Origin of the sequence: Psychrobacter sp. Ps3 (genome assembly GCF_022129275.1) — a bacterium.
Lineage (GTDB): Bacteria > Pseudomonadota > Gammaproteobacteria > Pseudomonadales > Moraxellaceae > Psychrobacter > Psychrobacter submarinus.
In genome coordinates, this window is the sequence record NZ_JADQAL010000026.1 from 15,356 (window position 1) to 38,890 (window position 23,535).

Here is a 23,535-nt window from a genome sequence, read left to right on the forward strand (position 1 = left end):
TATTTTATCTCTTTTTTAAGATAGGCTTAGTGATGAGAGTCTTTAAAGTCAGTTTGTTTATGCTAACATAAAGCTGAAAATTCACTACTACCTATGTTACTAGGAAACGAGTTATATGCTATCTGTGTCAACAGAGATGTCCTCCACTACACCGAGCGTGGCAAGTTATCAACCCACTGCTGAGCAGCTGCAAGTCTTGCAAACCGCGAGTGAGTTTGCTTATCAGGTGTGGGAGAGTAGGACGATATCCTGCCAAACCTTTCTACGTAGCTATCCTCTAGAGCAAACCTTAACGCGTCAACAAATCGACGATCTTATTCAAGATTATACCTTAGATGAGAACTATCAAACCGCTGATGAGCCCAAAGTCATGAGCGGTCTGCGCCATCTACGTATGCTGCTGATGATGCGCTGGATCTGGCAAGATGCGCTGAGTATTATCTCACTTGAACAGCTCACCGATGAGCTCTCTGAGTTTGCTGATGGCTGTATCTTATTTGCTAAAGACTACACCTATGAGCAATTGATTGTTAAATATGGCAAGCCTACCTTTATTAATGAGCAAGGCGAGCTAAAAACGGATGACATGGCTATTATGGCTATGGGGAAGTTAGGCGCTCATGAGCTTAATTTGTCTAGTGATATCGACCTTATCTTTGTCCATCAAGCCCGCGGCATGACTGATGGTGATAAGTCTAAGGGCACGCGCAGCATCGATAACAAGCGCTTTATGACGCGCTTAGGACAAGGGATTATCAAACTGCTGGATAATAATACTGCTGATGGTTTTGTCTTTCGGGTAGATATGCGCCTGCGCCCTTGGGGTGATGGTAGTGATCTGGCGATTCATTTGTCTGCACTGCAAAAATACTTTGCCAATCATGGCCGCGCTTGGGAGCGTTTTGCTTGGCTCAAAGCGCGGGTAATCGGAGAAGTATCACCAGAATTTTATAATCAGCTACAAGCGCTAATTAAGCCCTTTGTGTTTCGCTATTACGTAGATTATAGTGCCTTCTCAGCGCTGCGTGAAATGAAGTCCTTGATTCAAAATCAAGTGGCGCAGCGTGAGGATTTAGATAACATCAAACTCGGTGCTGGCGGTATTCGAGATATTGAGTTTATCGTACAGGCGTTTCAGTTGATTTACGGTGGTCGCCATCCGCAGTTACAAGTCAAGTCTTGTTTGCAGGCAATGCAGGCTCTGTGCGAGCTTGAGTATTTAGAGCCGGACACCTATAAGCAGTTGCAAGCCGCCTACCGCTTTTTGCGGCGCCTTGAGCATGGTCTGCAGGCCATTAATGATCAGCAAACACAGCGCTTGCCTCATGATGAGCAGTGGCAACACAACCTAGCTATTACTTTAGGGTTTGCAGATTGGTCAGCGTTACTCACGACGCTAAACGCCCATCGAGAAACGGTCAATCTCCCTTTTGAGCGGATGGTGACCGAACGGCAAATGCCTACGCAAGATGACAGCCTGCCGCCGCCAACCGATCTTGACGAACAACTCACCCAGTTAGATACGATACTCAGCGAAGAAAACCGCGCACAGTTGCAAGCGTTTTGGGATTCTAAAATGATAGCGAATCTAAGCGATGAGGCGCGTGAGAGGTTAGACGACGCTTATCCGGTGATTATTCACGCTTTGCTTGCCCATCATGAACAGCAGCAGTTGGCGAATAGCGCCTTACCGCGACTGATTACCTTGCTAGAGGCGATTAGTCGGCGCTCTATTTACTTGGTTATGATTGCAGAGAACCCCAATGCGACTGTTGAGCTAATACCAATGCTATCAGCTAGTCCTTGGATAGCCGGTGAGTTGGCGCGCTATCCGGTGCTACTAGATACTTTTTTGCAGCAGCGCTATCGTCACCTGCCAGACAAGCTTGAGCTACGAGATATCTTGCGTCAGCGTTTGCTTCGCGTTGAGCCAAGTGATGAAGAGGAGTTACTTAGTGTCCTGCGCTTATTTAAAAAGAATCAAGTATTAGCAGTAGCGGCAAGCGACGTGTTGGCCGAAAGACCGATTATGAAAGTCTCAGACTCGCTGACTTATATTGCAGAGGTGGTATTAGAAGCGGCACTTGAGCGCGCTTTTGCTGAGCTGGTTAAGCGCTATGGTTATCCAATCGCTCAAAATGGCGATCCGGTAACGGAGGCCGATTGCGGTTTTGCTATTATTGGCTATGGTAAGCTTGGCGGGCTTGAATTGTCTTATTCTTCTGATTTGGACTTGGTGTTCTTGCATAAGATAAAAGAGCAAGGCATGACGACCGGCGAGAAGTCAGTCAGCGGCATGAAATTTGCCGCAAGGCTTGCGCAAAAGCTTATGACCTATCTCAATACCCAAACCCGTGATGGGCGTGCTTATGAGATTGATATGCGCTTGCGTCCTTCGGGCAATGCGGGCATGATGATCGTTTCTTGTCATGCGTTTGAAACCTATCAGCGCGACAAAGCTTGGGCATGGGAGCATCAAGCGCTAGTGCGTGCGCGTGCTATCTGCGGGGATAAGCGCGTGACCGCGCGGTTTGTTGAGATACGCCGCGAAGTGTTATCGCTGCCGCGTACCCTTGATGAAGTGCGCTTGGAGGTGACGCGAATGCGCCTAAAAATGCAGCGTCATCTTGGGACAAGTCGTCAAAAAAAGAAAGCTGGTAAATTTGATCTAAAGCAGGACGCAGGCGGCATTGTTGATATTGAGTTTTTAGCTCAGTTTGCTGTGCTGGCCTATGCGCATGACTACCCAAGCTTGACTAAATGGAGCGACAATGTGCGTATCTTTGAGGAGATGGCGAAGCTTGGCATTTGGGAGCACTCCGTCTGTCAGGACTTGACAGACGCCTATTTACGCATCCGCGCCTCCACTCATCAATTAGCGCTTGCTGAACAGTCTTTGCTAGTGGATGAATCGTTATGGCTTGAAACAAGAGCGCTCGTACAAGACCAGTGGCAGCGCTTGATGGGAGTCACTGAAAACGAAGATAACTCATAACCATAAGTACAGACTACAAGCAGTAGCGTTACAAAGGCTGTATGGGGCTATAATGTCCCATAAACAAAAGCTATCGGCTGCTAAAATAAAAAGTTTTATTCGCCAAGGCTGCCGGTGATATAATCAGCTCAATTTGTACTTAAAACACTTACTTCTACAAAAAAAGTTAGTCAATCGCACTAACATAAGGACTCTGACATGAATATGGCAACACAAGAAGGCAAGCTTTGGATGAATGGTGAAATCATTGAGCAGCCTGATGCCAGTGTACACGTACTGACCCACAGCCTACACTATGGCATGGCAGTGTTTGAAGGCGTACGCGCTTATCAAACCGCTGACAATCGTACTGCTATATTTCGTCTAAAAGAGCATACTGAACGTCTATTAGGCTCTGCCAAAATCTTCCAAATGGATGTGCCTTTTGATGCGACCACGCTAGAGCAAGCACATAAAGATGTGGTCAAGCAAAATAACTTAGCAGAAGCTTATATTCGTCCGCTTATTTGGGTCGGTGCAGAAAAGCTTGGCCTGTCTTCACGTGACAATAGCATTAATGCCATGGTTGCTGCTTGGCACTGGGGCGCATATCTTGGTGAAGAGGGTATCAAAAACGGTATCCGTGTCAAAACCTCGTCATTTACCCATCACATGACCAACGTGACCATGTGTAAGGCCAAAGCCTCGAGCAACTATCCCGTCTCTATCATGGCCAACCAAGAAGTTACCCGTAACGGTTATGACGAAGCCATCCTAATGGACCCACAAGGGTATGTCTGCCAAGGCGCTGGCGAGAACTTGTTTTTGGTCAAAGACGGTGTGCTACATACGCCAGATCTGGGCGGCGGCGCGCTTGACGGTATCACTCGTCGCACGATCATTCAGTTTGCTGAAGATTTGGGTATCAAAGTCGTTGAGCGCCGCATCACTCGTGATGAGTTCTACTTAGCAGATGAGATCTTTATGACAGGCACCGCTGCTGAAGTGACACCTATCCGCGAATACGATGATCGTACCATCGGTAATGGGGGCCGTGGTCCATTGACGGAAAAGCTGCAAAGCTTGTACTTCGATGTGGTACATGGCCGTAATGAGCAGTATATGGATTGGTTAAGCTTTATTGACTAATAAAGTCGTTAGTTTAAAGACCAAAAAGGCTGAACATAATTGTTCAGCCTTTTTTTTATGCTAATATAGCCATCATATTTATTCTTAAGATTAAAGTGAGCAGTCCATGCCAATAGATTCTAGTACAGCAGATAATAAAAATATCAAACAAATTATTTGTATTAAATGGGGTACAAAGTACGGGGCTGATTACGCCAATAAATTGTATGGCATGGTATCGCGTAACATCACGCCACCGTTTCGTTTCGTCTGTTTTACCGATGACACCACCGATGTACGTCCAGAAATCGAATGTCAAGAATTGCCACCATTAGATGTCACCATGCCAACCAACACACTTGGCAAGTGGCCAAAATCACGTTTGTGGGGTGAGAAGTTAGGTGATTTGACAGGAACAGTATTATTTGTAGATTTGGATGTGATTATAGTAGATAGCCTCGATCCTTTCTTTGAGTATGGCGAGCCGGACGATGTTATTTTGTCTTATAACCCGAGTAACCCGCTAGAGCGCCTCGGCCAGACTTCTTGCTTCCGCTTTCAGGTAGGGTCGCTTGTCTCACTACAAGAAAAATTCAAAGCCGATCCGCAAGGCATCGCTGATGAGTATCGTTTTGAGCAGCGCTTTGTGACGCGTAACGCCCCAGGCGGGGTTAAGTTATTTCCGAAAAAGTGGGTTGCGCATTTTAGACGCAAATGTCGTCAACCGTTCCCATTTAACTATATCAAAGAGCCAAAGATTCCTAAAGGTGCTCGAATTGTTATTTTCCCTGGCGACTTATATCCGACACATGCGATCGAAGGTAGATACAATAAAAATGCTGCTAACAATGCCAAAGATCACTTAAAAAGATTAACTGAACCCCAAAATCTAAAAAGACCGCTACGTCACTTGCGTCATTTTATCTTGCCAGTAGGGTGGATCGAAAAGTACTGGAAAGAATAGGTCCCATTATATATTTGAGTATTATCGCATTGCATTAGCAAATATAAATATTAGTCAGTGAACGGATAAAATTATGAATACAGAAGATAGTATTAAAGTCTTTGTTGGTTGCGACCCAAATAACTGTGATCTAGAGCAGATGATGGTATTAGATTATAGTATTCATAAACATACCAGTGTACCCGTTGAGATAGTATGGATGCAGCTGTCACGTGATCCTAATAGCTATTGGTATTCTAATCCTGAGACTGGAGAGGGTTGGAATACCACTAAATGGTCAACGCCTTTTTCAGGCTTTCGCTGGGCAATTCCAGAGTACTGTCAACACTCTGGTCGTGCCATCTACATGGACGCTGATGTCATTATTTTAGATGATTTGGCAAAGCTGTGGCACCATCCTATTGAAGGACAGTCTGTTGTAGCTGCTAAGACTAATGCGGATATGACTCGGTTGTGTACATGCGTATGGGATTGCAAGGCGGCAAAAAACATTGTCCTACCAATTAAAAAACTCAGGAAAGATCCCAAAAGCCATAAAGAAATGATGGCTGTATTCAAAGATAATAATCAGCTCATTGAGCCTTATCAGGATAGTTACAACTGTATAGATGGCGAAAACTTAGCGTTAGAAGATATTAGGATTTTGCATTATTCAGATATGGGTACGCAGTTCAGTCATAAATATTCATTACCTAGAGTCAGTGAAGAAGGTATCGAGCACTGGTTTGACGGTGAAATAATGTCGCACCCGAGGCAGGATTTATCTGAGGTTTTTGATGAATATTATGACGAAGCACTTGCTGCTGGATACGATTTAGACAGTTATAGGGTGGAACCTTTCGGTCATTTTCCTAAAAAATCTCAAGAAGGTTATACCGGTAATAAGGTGACTCGTCCACACGCTTCTAAATCATTTTTTTCGAAGCTATTTAAACGCTAGTTTTTTAATGAAGCAATGATAAGCCTTTTTAAGAAGGTGAAAACTTACTCCATAGGTTATCGTGTATGAAGCAGCATAAAAAAACAGTGTTACTCGTTATTAATTGTCTACAAGGCGGCGGTGCGGAACGTGTCGTATTAACATTGGGGCAAGGGTTTTATGAATTGGGCTATGAAGTACATATTCTAAGATTTAAGCCGTTAGTACAGTATGACTTAAGTCCGAATCTTAACTACCATGTACTTAAGTTTAAGCCGTATAAACTGATACCAGGGGCACAAAGACGTGACCATATTTTTGCACGTGCTGTTGATAAATACGTGTCGAAAAATATCGGTCAGCCTGACATCATACTGTCCAACCTAGATCGTGCCGATAGCATTTTAAGTAATAGTAAACTGCCTAATATCACTTATATTATTCATAACACAGTATCACTACTCTATAAATTTAATAAAAATCACGACGCTGAGCAGTTAAAGCAAAGAATGATAGATATATATGCCAAGCATCCTTGTGTGTGCGTCAGTGAAGGCGCTCAAAAAGACTTTATCAAAAGCTTTGGTCATATTACGCCAACCACCGCCATTCACAATCCAATTGATAAAAACAGTATTCAACAACAAGCCAATGCTTTTGTCCCTGACTACCAGAACTATATTATTCATGTCGGTAGTTTCAAAGATGCCAAGCGTCATGATGTATTGGTAAATGCTTATGCAAAAACAGATCAATCTATGCCTTTACTGCTCTTGGGTCAAGGGAAGCATAGAAGTGAAACAGAGCGACTGGTAACAGAGTTAAGCCTAGAAGACAAAGTAATATTTTTAGGATTTCGTGATAATCCCTTTCCTTATATCAAAAATGCGCAGTTTAAGATATTGACCTCTGACTGGGAAGGGTTTGCTCTGGTCATTGCCGAAGCTCTCGTGCTAGGTACTCCTGTTATCAGTACTAACTGTCCGTCAGGCCCAAGTGAATTACTACCAGAACATAACTTAATGCCGATGGGCAATGTTGATGCCATTGCCGCAAAAATGCAGCAAGCGATGAGTAATCCGCAAGCGTTTCATGCGCCATTCGATGAAGCGCTGCTACCAGCCAAAATAGCAGAAAAATATGTAGAATTTACCCGAAATCTTTAGCTGGCAAAACAGTTGGGCTGCTACATCTCTAAGTCTAAATATTTATTTTTAAGAATACTTAATAAATGATTGATAATACTACAGAAAAAAAAGAAAATTCGAATAGTAAAGAAAAAGTGCTATTGGTTATTAACTGCTTGCAAGGTGGCGGTGCAGAGCGTTCGGTCTTGACGCTGGGACAAGGTTTTCACGAGTTAGGTTATGATGTCCATATTTTACGCTTCAAATCCAAAGTAGCTTATGAGCTTAATGATGATATTACTTATCATCAACTAGACCTAAATGATTATAACTCTATACCTACTAAAAGTCTTAGGTACTGGTATTTTGCAAAAGTATTAGACAGATACGTGCTTAAAGAGATTGGTACTCCAATATTGACGCTAGCGAATTTAGATAAAGCCGATATGGTCTTGCGCCATAGTAGTCTGCCCAATATCGCACACGTAATTAGAAATACTATTTCTAAAAAAATTGAATTGTTTAGAAGCCAAGGCAAAAAAGCAAATGATAAAAGATTAAGCAATATATATTCTCGGCATCCTTGTATATGTATTAGTAAAGGAGTCGAAAAAGACTTTCAAGCTACATTGGGTGTGATGAATACAACGACAATATACAACCCGATTGACCAAAGACAGATTGTGCAATTGGCATCAGAGTTTGAGCCAGAGTTTGACAGTTACATTATTCACGTTGGTAGTTTTAAGACTCAAAAAGCTCATGAAGTATTGATTAGAAGTTATGCAAAGACTCGGAAAACATTGCCACTTCTATTATTGGGTGAAGGTGTATTGCTAGCGTCAATGAAAGAGCTGGTTACTTCTTTAGGTTTGGATAACCGTGTACATTTTTTAGGTTTTCAAAAAAATCCATATCCTTATATCCAAAAAGCACAGTTTATGGTTTTGTCATCAGTCTTTGAGGGATTTGGACGGGTTATTGCTGAATCACTGGCTTTAGGGACACCTGTTATCAGTACAGACTGCCCATCGGGTCCAAGTGAGTTGTTACCACCACACAACCTCGTCCCTGTGGGAGATATTGATACATTAGCTAAGAAGATGGATGAAGCAATGGAGAAGGCTGATACATATCAGTCCTCGTTTGACAAAGAGTTATCACCAATTAATATTGCTCAACAATATATAGATTTTATGAGAACTAATGGTTAGACATTACTCGGTTGCAGCCTTGATAAAAGGTGTAGGGTGTAGTTGTGTAGTAATATACGAGATAGACTAATCCAACCACCATTTAGACCAATCATCTCTGTGCAACTGCCGTAGAGTAGCAAAAGCACTGTCATTATTCTGCAGTTTTTCAAACACTGCCAGTAACATGGTCGTGGCCAATTTATCAACTTTCTGAAATTTATTATAGCGTTTTCGCATATTTCTCAAGCTATCATCGGTGCCGATACGAAAATAAGTAAGACCATCGTACAGAGGCAAGTCACCAGCATAAAGCATATCGGTTTTTTCAGTTAGCAATGGCATAGATTCAGCATTAGTGGATAACTGCAGAAAGTTTTTGGTTTCATAAGTACGTAAAGTATTCATTAGAGTTACGACATTCATCAAAATAGCTGCTCTATGAGTATTGTTTGAATGATCAATAAACGTATCGCAAGCAGAGACAATCCAGCGCAACGACAGATGTGTCAATAAATAGTCGCTCTCTGCTTCCCATAGTCTTTCAAATTCAGCGAATGTTTTATCTATTTTGTACTTACGGCGCATTAGTATAATAAGCGTGTTGTGATAAAAGCAGAGCTCAGACTCACCAAGCGATTTGTATTTCAAGTTGTTCAAATGGTTCTCTAAATCTGTGCTTTTACGCTCATTGGTTAACGCTTCAATATCACACATTGATTCAGTAATGGTTGTTGCTTTCATCTCATCAAAGCTTCTATCATTATAGGTTTTGATAATCTTACCCGCATTCAATCTTTTTTCGCTTCGAAAGATCAATATCAATTTTCTCTGCCAACTTGAAGGTGTAGCCATGTTATCAAAATCCTTTAAAAATATATAAAGATATTAGCGCCTTAATCTCTATGATATAAGCCTTAAAGATCGTTGTTATTTGTTTAAACTGAATAATATTGTCTATACCAATCGACAAATTGTTTGATACCTTCTTCGATACTGGTTTCAGGCTTGAAGCCAATGTCCTCTACCAATTCATCTATGTCGGCGTAAGTAATCGGTACGTCGCCTGCTTGCATGGGCAGTAAATTTTCTTGCGCTTTTTTGCCACAAGCGTCTTCAATGGCAGTAATAAAACGGCGCAAAGTGACAGGCTGATTGTTGCCAATGTTGTAAATCTTGTAGGGAGCAGCTGCAGTCGTAATAGTAGAATGCTGGGGCGAAGGCGCTTTATTAATTATACGAATAATGCCATTGACGATATCATCAATGTAGGTAAAGTCACGCTGCATATCACCATTATTAAATACATTAATTGGCTCGCCAGCTAGAATTTTCTTTGTGAACGAAAAATATGCCATATCAGGTCGACCGTAAGGACCATAAACGGTAAAAAAGCGCAGCCCTGTCGTAGGAATATTATATAAATGGCTATAGCTATGTGCCATAAGCTCGTTCGATTTTTTGGTAGCGGCATATAGGCTGATAGGAAAATCAACACAATCAGCAGTGGTAAATGGCTGCTTTATATTCATACCATAAACAGAGCTAGAGCTTGCGTAGATTAAGTGCTTAATATCGTGGTGACGACAGCCTTCAAGTATGTTAACAAAACCAACCACGTTTGAGTCGATATAGGCATTTGGATTTTCGATAGAGTAACGCACACCTGCTTGGGCACCTAAATTAACAACCGTATCAAATTGATAGGTGGAAAAAAGCTCAGACATGGCTTCACGATCAGCCAGATCTAACTTAATAAACGTAAAAACTTCTGAATCTGATATCTCACTTAATATTTTCAACCGCGCTTCTTTTAGATCTACATCATAATAATCATTGATATTATCAATACCAACGATACAGTAATCCCTAGCAGATAGATCTGTTTCTAGTATCGTCTTGATTAAATGAAAACCAATAAAACCTGCCGCACCAGTGACCAGTATTTTCATCAGTCGCTCCCAAATAGATCTCGAGTAAACACTTTATCCGCTACGTCCTGTATATCAGTTGATAAACGATTAGCAACGATTACATCGCTCATCGCTTTAAACTCACTCAAATCTTTAATGACGCGCGAATTAAAAAATTCTTTTTCTTGTAGTACTGGCTCATAAACAACGACTTCTATACCTTTGGCTTTAATACGTTTCATAATGCCTTGAATAGCCGAGGCACGAAAATTATCAGACCCACTTTTCATAACCAATCGGTAAACACCAACGATTTTAGGGTTTCTTTGAATGATCTTATCTGCAATAAAGTCTTTACGGGTGCGATTAGAGTCTACAATTGCTCTTATTAAATTACTTGGCACCTCATCATAATTGGCCAAGAGCTGCTTGGTGTCTTTTGGTAGACAATAGCCGCCATAGCCAAATGAGGGGTTGTTATAGTGATCGCCGATACGTGGATCTAAGCCCACCCCTTCGATGATTTGCCTAGTAGATAAGCCAAAAGTCTGTGCATAAGTGTCAAGCTCATTAAAGTAGGCCACGCGCATAGCTAGATAAGTGTTAGAAAATAGTTTGATTGCCTCAGCTTCAGTGGGCTTAGTAAATAGTAATGGAACATCCTTTTTTTGCGCGCCTTCGATGAGTAGGTCTGCAAACTGCTGGGCACGTTTGGACTGCTCTCCGACTATGATTCTAGAAGGGAAAAGGTTGTCATGCAAAGCTTGGCCTTCTCTTAGAAATTCAGGAGAAAATATAATACGCTCAGTGCCATAGCGCGCTCTAATACTGAGCGTAAAGCCGACGGGTACGGTCGATTTGATAATGATGAGGGCGTTTTGATTAACGGTGAGTATCTGCTCAATTACAGTTTCGACGCTTGAGGTATTAAAATAGTTGGTTTTGGGGTCATAATCAGTAGGCGTTGCTATAATAATAAAATCAGCATCTTCATAGGCTTGCTTTGCATCAAGAGTTGCACTGAAATTTAGTTTTTTATTTGCCAAGAAGTGTTCGATATCTTTGTCTTCGATAGGGGATTGCTTATTATTTAGCAATTCTACCTTTTCAGCGACAATGTCGACAGCGATAACGTCATGATGCTGCGCTAGTAGCATAGCATTTGATAAGCCTACATAGCCGGTACCGACGACTGCTATTTTCATAAAGTATCCAAGGTCTCTAAGTTAAAGTTGATGCAATATATGGTTGCTCTAAGACGTTAGTTTGCACTCGTTAGTAGCGATGAGGGTAGATATGCCGAAAATTTATTTGTCATAGCGGCTGTAACCTTCTGATAAGAGTCAGAGTTAAGACGGTCTAAGCTTTGAATGCAGCCATACTTATAATCACTATTATCTAAGTTAGATAAAAAACTCTCAACGCTATCTTCGTTCTTCAAGTAATTAACCGCTATATCAGCTCGTAAATGGGCTTGGCTCTTCTGTATTTTGAGATGGTTCATCAGAGTAATAGGGTTCACCTGAGCAACATCTCTAAATTTATATTTTATTTGTGTCTCTAAAAGCTGTGGGTGCTGTAGCAGATAGTTTTTTAAGATCGTTTTATCAACAATATGAGGAAAATGATGAATCTCAAAAAACTGATCCATATCAAGCACTTTTGCACTGAGCATCTGCGCGATGGTATGTCTTGGCTGAATAGGCGTACCTAATAGTTTGGATTTAGTTTTACGAAAGTTAAGTTTGGCATTTAAAGCTGCCGTGTTGCGCCAATGACCGTGCAAGATAAGCTTATCTTTCTCTATAAAATCCTCTAGAGTTGCAGACTGGTTAAAGAAAAAATCATCGTTCATATAAATAAAATAATCAGACACATCCGCTATATGCCAAAGCATTGTTTCAATTGAGCGAGTATTGAACGTTGGCAAAAACTGCTCGTAACCCTCAAAAAGCTCTGTATGATCGATGATTTTTATCTTATCACCTGCACAAATTCCTTGCTTAGCGAACTCATCTATAAACTCAGGCTGCTGCCCGTCACTAACAATATAAATATGACGACAAAAAGGTACATACTTCAAAATAGAAGCAAGGTTGTAATAGATTTCATCATTACTGGCAAAGCGGGTTGAGCTAGTAGCGTCAGAGGCAGCGCTAGAGGTTTTTTGATAGCGCGCTCTTTTTGCTTTGAGCTGTGCATCATCACCGTCCACCCAAGCGATAACAACGTCTATTTGCTTTTTATTCTCTGCTCTCATGGCTTTTCTCATAGATTCACTGCCAATGCTCTTGCAGCCAAGGACTCGGCAAGACACGCCGATACCATTTGCCGCCGCCGCCTTTAATGGCATCTGGCGGATTGATTTCGCCATGGAAGATAACGATTTTAGCGCCATTAGGCAGAGTAGGTGCTTTGATAAAGTTAAAGGGCGGCTTTGCCATACATTGGTATTTAAAGCTGACGCACCAGTCTTTGGGCCAATACTCTAAATGATGATGCTCGCGCAAATAGTTGGATAGATAAGCCTGCTCATGGCGTACTTGCGTGCGAATGGTGTCAAAATTACGCTCAAAATTACTAAGCAAGTCAGGATAAGTACCCATGCCAATATTAAAGCGATAGACGGAGCTGTTACCAATCATGCGCCAAGGTTTTTTCCAGTCACGGATGATAACCACGCTGTCATCAAACTCCGCCTTATAAGTAAAAAAGCTGTCGATATTATCGACAATAACGATGTCGATATCTAAAAATAGCGCCACGCCTTTTAGATCATACAGCTCAGGCTTAAAGGTGGTGAGTTTTTTCCAGCCGCGTTCAGGTCCCGCAGGTAGATCCAGCTCAGGTATCGGGTAGCACTGTACCGCCTCATTAATACCTGTACTATCATCCGTCAAGCAAACCATCTGAAAGTCCAGTGTCAGATGGCGACTGACCATATTATAGAGACGATTGACATACTCAGGACCGTACTTATCGCCCCATTTCATACAGATGATATAGCGTGACTCTGCTAGGTGGGCAGAGTCTTGGTCTTTTAGAGTATGGTTAACGAAGTCAGATGTCATAATTGACTCTTTTTAATAAGATGAAAACATGAAGCTTAGAAGATGCTATATTTGATACCGCTATATTGAGTCTACTATAAAAGATAGCGCAATTAAGTCTTATATCTTTTATCCTTAGCCGATTTTAGAAAGGCTTGTAGCTTGCTACGATCAGCGCGATAAGGATTGCCAAGATTAGGGATGCGTTTAAAGCGGCGATAGCCCCACATATAATGGCTACATTGATCTTCAATCATCTCTTGCATGGCAATATTCAGGGCATGAGTCGCGACTTCTGTGTTGCGATCATACAGCGCTGGATCATCGATCTTATAGCAGTAAATATCAAATCCACGATTATCATCACGGCGAATACAAGACAGACCGACTAGGGCGCACTTGGTTTTGCTAGCAAGTTTAGGGGCGAGGGTACTAGTCAAAGTCTTAACGCCAAAAAAAGGCACAACCACGCCGCCTGAAGGCTCAGGAACATGGTCGGGTAAGATAATACTAAAACCGCCTCGTTTAAGCGTTTTAAACACTGCTTTGACACCGCTACTATCAGTAGGCACTAAGGTAGCGTTAAGACGCGCACGACCCTTTAGGATAAAATCACCAGTAAGTTTGTCTTTGACCGGCTTGTACATAATCGTTGGCGAGCCGAATTGATTGAGCCAAGCGTTCATCATCTCCCAAGTACCAAGATGAGGAACGATAGCAAGCATGCCGTTGGGATTGGCTAAGCCTTCTATTAAGATCTCTTGGTTATGCACCTCTCGTATCTGCTCAATGCTCCATTCAGGCGGCATCGCCCAACTCTTGATAGACTCGACGCTACTTAGACACTGATGACGGACGATATCTTTGATAACGGTCTTTTTTTGCTTAGCCGTTAGGGCAGGTTCGATGAGTGCCATATTGATCTTGATCGTACGAACGATACTCAAGTTTGGCAGGCGCATCATTATCCTAGCAGTAATACGTGCCAGCATCTGCAATACAGATAAAGGCACGTATTTGAAGATCTGATACGGATTCATAATGAATCGCAGTAATAAGAGATACTCATTACCAGATCAGCTACTGAGCAGGCTTAGTGGTATCTGCTTGAGCTTTTTCACGCAGACGGATACCAAGATCACGTAATTGCTTACCCTCAACAGGAGCTGGAGCTTGAGTCAATGGATCTTCAGCAGTCTTGGTTTTTGGGAAGGCGATGACATCACGGATAGAGCTTGCACCGACCATTAGCATAATTAAGCGATCCAAACCAAAGGCAAGACCACCATGCGGCGGCGCACCGAATTTTAGTGCGTCAAGTAGGAAGCTGAATTTCTCTTCAGCCTCAATCGCGTCGATACCTAGCGCTTCAAAGACCGCTTGCTGCATCTCAAGGGTGTTGATACGTAGGCTACCACCGCCAATCTCAGTACCGTTTAGTACCATGTCATAAGCGATAGAGAGCGCAGACTCTGGGTTGTTTTTGAGCTCTTCTACTGAACCTTTTGGTTTCGTAAACGGATGGTGCATAGAGGTCCATTGCCCGTCATCCGTCTCTTCAAACATTGGGAAGTCAGTGACCCAAAGCGGTGCCCACTCGCAAGTGGTCATATCCATATCAAGGCCAATTTTCTGGCGTAGCGCGCCCATAGCATCGTTGACGATACTGGCTTTGTCGGCACCGAAGAAGATGATATCGCCATCTTCGGCCTCAGTGCGCTCAACAAGGCGAGCTAGCACATCGTCAGTCATGTTTTTGATGATAGGTGATTGTAGACCTGACTCTTTATCCACACCGTTGTTAATGTTGCTTGCGTCATTGACCTTAATATAAGCCAAACCGCGCGCACCATAGATGCCAACAAACTTAGTGTATTCATCGATTTGCTTACGGCTTAAGGAGGCGCCATTAGGAATACGCAGCGCGGCAACGCGACCTTTTGGATCGTTGGCGGGACCAGCAAAGACCTTGAAGTCAACGTCTTTCATTAAGTCAGCGACATCGATGAGCTTTAGCGGAATACGCAGATCAGGCTTATCAGAAGCGTAGTCACGCATAGCCTCTGCATAAGTCATACGCGGGAAGTCAGCAAGCTCAACATCCATCATCGTTTTGAATAGGTTTTTGATCAAACCTTCATTGATGCTCATGATCTCTTCTTCATTTAAAAAAGAGGTCTCAATATCGACTTGGGTAAATTCAGGCTGACGATCAGCGCGCAGATCTTCGTCACGAAAGCACTTAGCGATCTGATAATAACGATCAAAACCTGACACCATCAATAGCTGCTTAAAGAGCTGTGGCGACTGCGGTAGCGCAAAAAAGTTACCCGGACGAGTACGCGAAGGCACTAGATAGTCGCGTGCGCCCTCTGGCGTTGCGCGAGTCAAGATAGGCGTCTCAACGTCTAAGAAGCCATGATCATCAAGGTAGCGGCGAATCGCTGAGGTGGCTTTGGCACGGAACACCATACGTTCTTGCATCTCAGGGCGACGCATATCGAGGTAGCGGTACTTGAGGCGTAAGTCTTCAGAGACGGTCATGTTCTCGTCATTAAGCGGGAAAGGCGGAGTTTCTGACTTGGCTAAGACTTCAATCTCTTTGCCTAATAACTCGACTTGACCGCTAGTCATATTTTTATTTTCAGTGCCTTCGTAACGACGACGGACGCGGCCGGTAATTTTCAGCACATACTCAGGGCGTGCAGCATCAGCGGTAGCGAAAGCTTCAGGCGTATCTGGGTCGACTACCACCTGCAAGATGCCAGCACGATCACGCATATCTAAGAAGATCACCCCACCATGATCGCGGCGGCGATGTATCCAGCCGACGATAGTGATCGTCTGCTCTAATAAGTCTTCGGTCACAGCACCGCAGTATTCGTCGCGATAGCCACTGTGTACGGCGAGGTCTTTTTGCGTAATAGTACTAGGTTTCATAGTGCTGTCAGTCATAGTCAAGGTTATCCAGTTATGTGCCCGATTCAAAGAATAGCCGTTTAAAAATACCAGTGAGGCTCTTAAACGATATTTATTATTAAGATAGTCAATTGCAAAAAACAGCCAGTCAGCGCTATAAAGACGGATAGTCTGCGCGTCGGCTGTATAAAATTTATTTTAAACGCATATTATGCCTAAAGTACGGGTGTTATACAACTATGCTTATTAACTGCGCTCGCTCATAAAGGCATGACAAGCTTACGAGTGTAATAATTGGTTTATCTATTATGATTTATAACCATGACGCTTGAAAATAGCGCGCAGCGAGCGCATATCAGCTGCATCTTAAAATAATTTCAGCTATCGCAACTAGAATTATTACCCTAAACCTCTGAATGTAACCCTAAGGAAGACTTGATATGCTATTTCACCCGCCAAAAAACCCTGTCGAGCTTAAAGTCATGCATTTAAATAAGACTCAGCAGCAGCGCCGCGAAGACTTGATGGAAGCGACTCAAGGCAAAGCTGCGCTTAAGCAGCTCAAAAAGAGCATGGCGAAAAAAGCCAAGCAAGCGCTAAAAGTGAAATCTAAAAGCAAGAAGAAAGATAAAAACAAAGAGGCCAGTCAGCAAGTATTTGTCCTAGATTTTGACGGTGACATTAAAGCCTCGGCCGTTAAGCATCTGCGCGAAGAGATTAGCACCCTGATCAGTACTGCTAATAAGGGTGATGAAGTTATCATCCGTTTAGAGTCAGGTGGTGGTATGGTGCATAGTTATGGCCTTGCAGCGGCGCAGTTAGTGCGTCTCAAAGACGCGGGCCTTAAACTCACCGTTTGTGTCGATAAAATCGCAGCCAGTGGCGGCTATATGATGGCTTGTGTCGCTGATAACATTATCGCCGCGCCTTTTGCGGTGATCGGCTCTATCGGTGTGGTCTCACAATTACCGAACTTCAATAAACTACTGAAAAAAAACGACGTTGATTATGAGATGTTTACCGCTGGTGACTACAAGCGCACGGTGACAGTATTCGGTGAAAACGATGATGAAGATCGCGCTAAATACCAGCAAGAGCTTGAGCAAACGCATGATCTGTTTAAGCATTTCGTCAGTACTTATCGCTCTGAGCTTGATCTGGATAAAGTCGCTAATGGTGAGCATTGGTATGGCGAAGATGCAGTAAAGCTCAACCTCGTCGATAAGCTGCAAACCTCAGATAGCTATATCTTACAGCTTATGGAAGATAATGAGGTTTATGCGCTACATTCGCGTCAAAAGCCAACTCTAGCAGAGAAGTTAGGCTTATCACAAGCCGCTGAGGCGACGATCACTATGGCAGTGGATAAACTACCAGACGCTCTTGCCCGTTTTGATCTTAATAGCCGCTTGAATATTCTAAAGTAAGTGTATTCTTTTAATATAAATGAGTAAAAGCTGAATGAGTTGAGATAAGCTAATTGATAGTGGAACAATATTTTTTAGTGTTATTCATTAGTTAGTATAGAAAGAACTTTAGAAATCCCTAATAAATTTAGGTATATACTATTTCACTGTTGATGTTTTGTAAAAGGCGTGCCTAAACAGTCGCGCCTTTTTTGCTGTTTAAAATTTGGAGCTATGTTATAAATAGGGGAAGTGAAAAACAGTACACGTACGTACACCGTAAGAGATTAGCCATGAGAGGTTAATCATTAATAATGAGAAGGAAGTCAGTTATGTCCAATGATACATTGATGTTTACCGCTACTGAGCACGGTCAAGACATGCATGCCAAAGTCAAAGATTTTATTGCCACTAAGATTGAGCCGATTGAGGATGAGTTTTGGCAAGAGTGCCATAAGATGAACCCAGATGGTAATTGGAAGAACTGGCAGTGGCCAGCCGCGTACGATGACTTACGTAAGCAAGCTCGTGAGGCCGGTCTTTGGAACTTGTTTCTACCCGATGATGAGCTTGGCGCAGGCTTGTCAGTGACTGATTATGCTCCAATTGCAGAGCTTACGGGCCGTAGTTTATTAGCGCCGCATGTCTTTAACTGTAATGCTCCTGATAGCGGTAATATGGAGCTGCTATGGCGCTATGGTAGTACTGATCAGCAGGATAAGTGGCTCACCCCTTTACTAGAAGGCAAGACGCGTTCCGTGTTTTGTATGACTGAGCCTGATGTTGCTTCTAGTGATGCAACCAACATGGAGGCGACCGCTGTCGTCGATGGTGATGAGATCGTCATTAATGGTAGCAAATGGTGGTCATCCGGTCTTGGCGATCCAGCCGTCGATTTACTGATTGTCATGGCATACACGCCTGATGAAAATAAAGATCGCCACCAGCAGCATTCTATGGTGCTAGTTCCTGTAGACACTAAAGGGGTTAACATCAAGCGAATGCTTAAAGTATTCGGTGATTATGACGCGCCGCATGGTCATGGTGAAATCAGCTTCGATAATGTACGGGTGCCAGTTACTAATTTTATCGGTGGACCTGGTATGGGTTTTGAGATTGCGCAAGGCCGCTTAGGACCTGGGCGTATTCATCACTGTATGCGCTGTATTGGTGCCGCCGAGAAGTCGTTAGAGCTTGCGATTCACCGCGGTATGAGCCGTGTTGGTTTTGGTAAGCCAATCTTACAGCTAGGGGGTAACTTAGAGCGTGTCGCCGAGGCGCGTATCAAGATCGATCAAGCGCGTTTATTGACGTTATATGCCGCGCAAAAAATGGACAGCCAAGGTACCAAAGCGGCGTTAACTGAAATCTCAGCGATTAAAGTGGTCGCGCCTACTGTATTACAAGAAGTGGCTGATATGGCGATTCAGATCCATGGTGGCATGGGCGTTTGCCAAGATACTATGTTGCCAGGGTTCTATGCTCAAGCTCGGGTGTTGCGTTTAGCGGACGGTCCGGACGAGGTACATAAAACGATGATTGCAAAATTAGAGCTAAAGCGTCAAGGCTTTCGCCGTCCTGCAAAATCGTCTAAATAAGAAGCTCGCGAAATGATAGTCTGCTAAACAAGAGGCGAGCTACAAATAGGGTCTAAGTGCTAATGGGTCATTTAGGCCATAGCATTGACCCTAATGCCCCTTACTTTAGCGAATATTATCCCTTAACATTCACTATCAAGATTTTGGTAGTGAATTTTTCACTAAGGTCTGTTGAATATTCAAAAATGGCAACACACAAACAAGCAGTACACAAACAATAAGGAACATTGTATGGCAACTGATAAACCAAATACCGAAGATAGTGCTAAGAGCGACCAGCAGCCAGAACTAAACGCGGTACTAGACAAAGGCGGCGAAGTGCGAGAAGGCGAGGAGCTGGATGCGCAAGCGATTAGCAGCTGGTTACGAGACCAAGGCGTCGACATTCAAGGCGAACCTACCGTTACTCAATTTTCAGGGGGCGCGTCGAACTGGACTTATCGTTTAGAGTATGACAATCAAGATCTGATTCTGCGCCGTCCGCCTAAAGGCACCAAAGCCAAGTCCGCTCATGATATGGTACGCGAATACACGGTACAAAAAGCGCTAAAAGACGCTTATCCTTATGTCCCCAAAATGGTTGCGCTATGTACTGACGATAACATTATCGGGGCAGACTTCTATGTGATGGAGCGCATGGAAGGCATTATTCCGCGTGCCAATTTGCCAAAAGAGATAGATTTTGATCCCGCGCAAACCCGTGAGCTGTGTACTAACGTAATAGATGCGTTAATCGAGCTGCATCAGGTAGACTATACCGAGCATGCTGATCTAGTTAATTTAGGCCGCGGTGAGGGCTACTGTGAACGCCAAGTGACCGGCTGGGATAAGCGCTATGTGAAAGCAAAAACGCCAAACGTACCGAGCTTTGGTATCGTGCGTCAATGGCTCAATAAGCACACACCAAAAGATAGCAAGACCTGCATTATTCATAATGACTGGCGTTTTGATAATGTAATTTTGGCGGCTGATAACCCCACCGAAGTCATTGGAGTGCTTGATTGGGAGATGGCGACCCTGGGTGACCCCTTAATGGACTTAGGCAGCGCTTTGGCGTACTGGATTGAAGCTGATGACAACATCATTATGCAGCAGTCGCGCCGTCAGCCAACTCATCTAAAAGGGATGATGACTCGCGATGAAGTCGTCGAATACTACTTAAATAAAACGGGCCTTGAGATTGATAACTGGACCTTTTATGAAGTGTTTGGATTATTTCGCTTAGCCGGTATCGTGCAGCAAATCTACTATCGCTACTATAATAAACAAACCAAAAACCCCGCCTTTAAGAACTTTTGGCTCATCGTTCATGTGTTAAACGCAAAGTGCCTGAAGCTTATCGCGCAGTATGAAGGCGAGACACTATTTATGACTCACGTGCAGCCGCGCTTAGAGGAAAAAGGAGTGGATAAAGCCGCGATAGAGCAATTGCCAGAGCCGGTACAAAAGCTAGTCAAAAGCATCTTACCTAAAGGTTATTTTGAATCGACGTCAAAGTCAGTTGATGAGTGATGGCGCTAAAATTTCTTTCGTTAATACACTCTTAAAATAATATAACTATTAGGTAGTAGGATTATGATTACCATACTTTTGGCTCGGCACGGTCAGGCCTCTTTTGGCAAAAAAAACTACGATGAGTTGTCAGAGTTAGGGATTACGCAGGCGCGTATGCTTGGCGCTCATTATGCTCATACGCAGCGCCGTATCGATGCAGTCTTCAGTGGTCACTTGATGCGTCAGCAGGACTCTGCCCGCCATTTTTTAGCGAGCTATCAAGAGACTGTAGCTGAACAAAAACAGAGTCATTCACCTGCCAATGCTCCGGCTGACTTATCTGATGATCGTTTGATTGCTGAATTCAACGAGTTTAATCATCAAGATGTATTGACCAAGTCTAACCCAGCCTTTGCAAACCAAGCGGCTATAGCCATGGAGATCGCAAAAGCTGACGTGCCTAAGCTGCGTTTGGCTGAGCTATTTGATCAAGCGATGCAGCGCTGGCATGGCGGCGAGTATGATGATGACTATATTGAGAGCTGGACACAGTTCAATGAGCGTACACAGCGCGCGCTCGCGCAAATACGCGATAAAGCCAACTCATTAAATACAGCTGCTAAAGATAATAGAGCCGCTGAGGATACGACAGTGTTGGTATTTACCTCGGGCGGGGTAATCGCTGCGATTACCGCGCAGTTACTTGAGCAGGACAGTCAAACGGCCTATCAGCTCAATAAGCGGTTAATCAATACGGGGGTGACCGCTCTTACCTTACGAGGAGAGACGGCACGGTTATTGTCCTTGAATGAATACAGCCATTTGTTTGCCGAAGGCGAGCGCTTTGTTACTTGGCGCTAATGGTGAATGTTTAGGGTATAAGGTATAGTGATTATCCGAACTTAAGAAAAGATTACATCTAGTATCTAAAGCATGGCTACTATACTATGATATCTTTATATCTGGTTATTTAAAGCCATAAAGCGGTGCAAACGTACGGTATTGATGAGAAGAGAATGCTATGCAAAATAAACTAATGAGCTTAGTAACAAAAACTGTCAAACAAGGCAGGGCGCAAGCGACCAGTGCGATACAACCTGCGCGCTATCTAAATGGTCTGACCAAATCACAAGTCGGACAAGGCAAAACTGTGCTCGTCACGGGCGCAAGCTCAGGTCTTGGGGAGGTCATGGCGCGATTATTTGCCAAACTTGGCTATAATCTAGCGATTTGCGCGCGCCGCGGTGAGCGTTTAGAGCATCTTAAAGTCGATTTGTTGCAGAGCTATCCCAATATCCGAGTGGAATATAAAATCTTAGACGTCAGCGACTATGAGTCAATATTCAAAGTATTTGATGAGTTTGCCGCAGACTTTGGACATTTAGATCGTATCGTTGTCAATGCTGGTGTCGGGGATAGCCGCCGTATCGGTAAAGGCCGGTTTAAAATCAACCGCCGTACCGCTGAGATCAACTTCATCTCAGCACTCGCGCAGTGTGAAGCTGCCATGAAAATATTTCGCAAGCAAAACGCGGGTCATTTAGTGGTAATCTCGAGCATGTCAGCGATGCGCGGTCTGCCAGGTCATATGACAACCTATGGCGCAGCAAAAGCTGGTATTGCGCATCTTGCCGAAGGGATTCGCGCCGATATGTTGCTCACTAAGCTACCGATTAAGGTCACTACGATTTATCCAGGTTATATTCGTACTGAGATTAACAAGGATGCTAAGCCATTACCGTTTGAAGTGGACGCTGATACGGGAACCAAAGCCATCGTCGCAGCCATAGAGTCTGGTGCCGAGGAAGCTTGCGTGCCAAGTTTGCCTTGGTCGATTGTTGGTCAAGCAATGAAGCATCTGCCTTTGCAGATTGTGAGTAAGATTAGCTAAAGCTACTTTTTCTATCTAAGTGCTTAATACCGGTAATGTTATAATAAGAAAGCCCTTTACTATTAGAGGGCTTATTGCTTTTATCACCTATCGCCGTAAAACCACCATTTCAGGGGGTGGGTATAAGGCGACATGCACTGTCGTGAGTAGTGTTTAAAGGGTTGTAAGCTGAAATTAACCTCGCCATACTAAAGGTATGAAGACCCTCAAACTACGCATTAAGGACAAGCACATAAAAGAGCTGAATCAGCTAAGCGGTTCAGTAAACTTCGTGTGGAACTATGTCAATGCGCTGTGCTTTGAGCATTTAAAACGTACCGGTAAGTTTTTTAGTGCCTATGATTTAAGTGAGTATACCAAAGGTAGCGGTGAGTATTTAGGATTACACAGTTAAACCTTACAAGCTATCAATGAGACTCACGCCAAATCTCGTAAGCAATTTAAAAAAGCCAAACTAAATTGGCGAACCAACCGACCCGATGCCAAACACAAAAGCCTAGGCTGGATACCCTTTAAAAAATCAGCCATCAAACACCTAACCACACGGCAAAGCGGTAAAAAAGCACTGAAATCAACCATTCAGCTATCGCTCTCTAAAGGTCAAAAGCTCATCATAGATGTATTCGATAGTTACAACCTAAGCCTATATCAAATTAACACCTTAGAGATAGTACAAGATAGCCGTAATCGTTGGTATGCGTGTATCACCGTTAAAGACTATCCCAAACAAGCAAGTGGTATGGGCAGCGTTGGTATTGATTTAGGCTTAACAGAGTCTGCTACCACATCAAATGGCGACAAGCTAACCATTAAGCAAACGCAAAAGTGGGCGAATAAATTAGCAGTAGCCCAGCGTGCTAAGAATAAAAACCGCGCTAAAGCAATCCACGCCAAAATCAAAAATACAAGATTAGACTTAATTCATAAATTTACCACCAAGCTTGTTAAAGATAACAGCT

Annotated in this window: 18 protein-coding genes and 1 pseudogene; 12 read left to right on the forward strand and 7 right to left on the reverse strand. The window is 43.3% G+C overall.

Going from position 1 to position 23,535, the window contains the following annotated elements:
- The first annotated feature begins 136 nt into the window (after positions 1–136).
- The 6 genes from glnE to I3248_RS08875 all read left to right on the forward strand — a co-directional run bounded on the left by glnE (position 137) and on the right by I3248_RS08875 (position 8,326).
- Complete coding sequence (gene glnE / locus I3248_RS08850; RefSeq protein ID WP_238063357.1) at positions 137–2,995, forward strand: bifunctional [glutamate--ammonia ligase]-adenylyl-L-tyrosine phosphorylase/[glutamate--ammonia-ligase] adenylyltransferase; 2,859 nt, start codon at positions 137–139, stop codon at positions 2,993–2,995.
- Positions 2,996–3,193: 198 nt separating this feature from the next.
- A complete protein-coding gene (locus I3248_RS08855; RefSeq protein WP_238063343.1) occupies positions 3,194–4,123 on the forward strand; it encodes a branched-chain amino acid transaminase in 930 nt (309 codons plus the stop codon).
- Positions 4,124–4,229: 106 nt separating this feature from the next.
- Complete coding sequence (locus tag I3248_RS08860) at positions 4,230–5,066, forward strand: glycosyl transferase (RefSeq protein ID WP_238063344.1); 837 nt, start codon at positions 4,230–4,232, stop codon at positions 5,064–5,066.
- A gap of 73 nt (positions 5,067–5,139) precedes the next feature.
- Entirely contained in the window at positions 5,140–6,006 is an 867-nt protein-coding gene (locus tag I3248_RS08865) for a glycosyltransferase (RefSeq protein ID WP_238063345.1), read from the forward strand.
- 65 nt (positions 6,007–6,071) lie between these two features.
- Positions 6,072–7,151, forward strand: a complete 1,080-nt coding sequence (locus I3248_RS08870) for a glycosyltransferase (RefSeq protein WP_238063346.1) — start codon at positions 6,072–6,074, stop codon at positions 7,149–7,151.
- A 65-nt stretch (positions 7,152–7,216) separates the two neighbouring features.
- Positions 7,217–8,326, forward strand: coding sequence for a glycosyltransferase (locus I3248_RS08875; protein WP_238063347.1), 1,110 nt, complete (start codon positions 7,217–7,219; stop codon positions 8,324–8,326).
- 66 nt (positions 8,327–8,392) lie between these two features.
- Here I3248_RS08875 and I3248_RS08880 read toward each other — a convergent pair whose 3' ends face one another.
- The 7 genes from I3248_RS08880 to aspS form a co-directional block, all read right to left on the reverse strand.
- On the reverse strand, positions 8,393–9,160 hold the full coding sequence (locus I3248_RS08880; RefSeq protein ID WP_186474636.1) for a hypothetical protein: 768 nt from the start codon (positions 9,158–9,160) through the stop codon (positions 8,393–8,395).
- An 83-nt stretch (positions 9,161–9,243) separates the two neighbouring features.
- Positions 9,244–10,257 carry an NAD-dependent epimerase gene (locus tag I3248_RS08885; RefSeq protein WP_238063348.1) on the reverse strand — a complete coding sequence of 338 codons (1,014 nt, stop codon included), beginning with the start codon at positions 10,255–10,257 and terminating at the stop codon, positions 9,244–9,246.
- Complete coding sequence (locus I3248_RS08890; protein ID WP_238063349.1) at positions 10,257–11,423, reverse strand: nucleotide sugar dehydrogenase; 1,167 nt, start codon at positions 11,421–11,423, stop codon at positions 10,257–10,259. The genes I3248_RS08885 and I3248_RS08890 overlap by 1 nt, the downstream gene beginning before the upstream one ends.
- Before the next feature lie 56 nt (positions 11,424–11,479).
- Complete coding sequence (locus I3248_RS08895) at positions 11,480–12,478, reverse strand: Stealth CR1 domain-containing protein (protein ID WP_238063358.1); 999 nt, start codon at positions 12,476–12,478, stop codon at positions 11,480–11,482.
- 16 nt (positions 12,479–12,494) lie between these two features.
- Complete coding sequence (locus I3248_RS08900; protein ID WP_238063350.1) at positions 12,495–13,289, reverse strand: glycosyltransferase; 795 nt, start codon at positions 13,287–13,289, stop codon at positions 12,495–12,497.
- Between the two features lie 92 nt (positions 13,290–13,381).
- Positions 13,382–14,308: a lysophospholipid acyltransferase family protein gene (locus I3248_RS08905; protein WP_238063351.1), complete on the reverse strand. Its 927-nt coding sequence runs from the start codon at positions 14,306–14,308 to the stop codon at positions 13,382–13,384.
- Positions 14,309–14,348: 40 nt separating this feature from the next.
- Positions 14,349–16,208 carry an aspartate--tRNA ligase gene (aspS, locus tag I3248_RS08910; RefSeq protein ID WP_238063352.1) on the reverse strand — a complete coding sequence of 620 codons (1,860 nt, stop codon included), beginning with the start codon at positions 16,206–16,208 and terminating at the stop codon, positions 14,349–14,351.
- A 419-nt stretch (positions 16,209–16,627) separates the two neighbouring features.
- Between aspS and sohB the strand changes: the two genes are divergently transcribed.
- From sohB to I3248_RS08940, 6 genes and pseudogenes are all read left to right on the forward strand, one after another.
- Positions 16,628–17,614, forward strand: coding sequence for a protease SohB (gene sohB / locus I3248_RS08915; protein WP_238063353.1), 987 nt, complete (start codon positions 16,628–16,630; stop codon positions 17,612–17,614).
- A gap of 329 nt (positions 17,615–17,943) precedes the next feature.
- On the forward strand, positions 17,944–19,191 hold the full coding sequence (locus I3248_RS08920) for an acyl-CoA dehydrogenase family protein (protein ID WP_238063359.1): 1,248 nt from the start codon (positions 17,944–17,946) through the stop codon (positions 19,189–19,191).
- A 231-nt stretch (positions 19,192–19,422) separates the two neighbouring features.
- Positions 19,423–20,703 carry a phosphotransferase family protein gene (locus tag I3248_RS08925; protein WP_238063354.1) on the forward strand — a complete coding sequence of 427 codons (1,281 nt, stop codon included), beginning with the start codon at positions 19,423–19,425 and terminating at the stop codon, positions 20,701–20,703.
- Positions 20,704–20,766: 63 nt separating this feature from the next.
- A complete protein-coding gene (locus I3248_RS08930; protein ID WP_025646907.1) occupies positions 20,767–21,546 on the forward strand; it encodes a histidine phosphatase family protein in 780 nt (259 codons plus the stop codon).
- Between the two features lie 160 nt (positions 21,547–21,706).
- Positions 21,707–22,576 carry an SDR family oxidoreductase gene (locus I3248_RS08935; protein ID WP_269117168.1) on the forward strand — a complete coding sequence of 290 codons (870 nt, stop codon included), beginning with the start codon at positions 21,707–21,709 and terminating at the stop codon, positions 22,574–22,576.
- A 196-nt stretch (positions 22,577–22,772) separates the two neighbouring features.
- Positions 22,773–23,535: pseudogene (locus I3248_RS08940) on the forward strand (transposase); the annotation flags it as partial.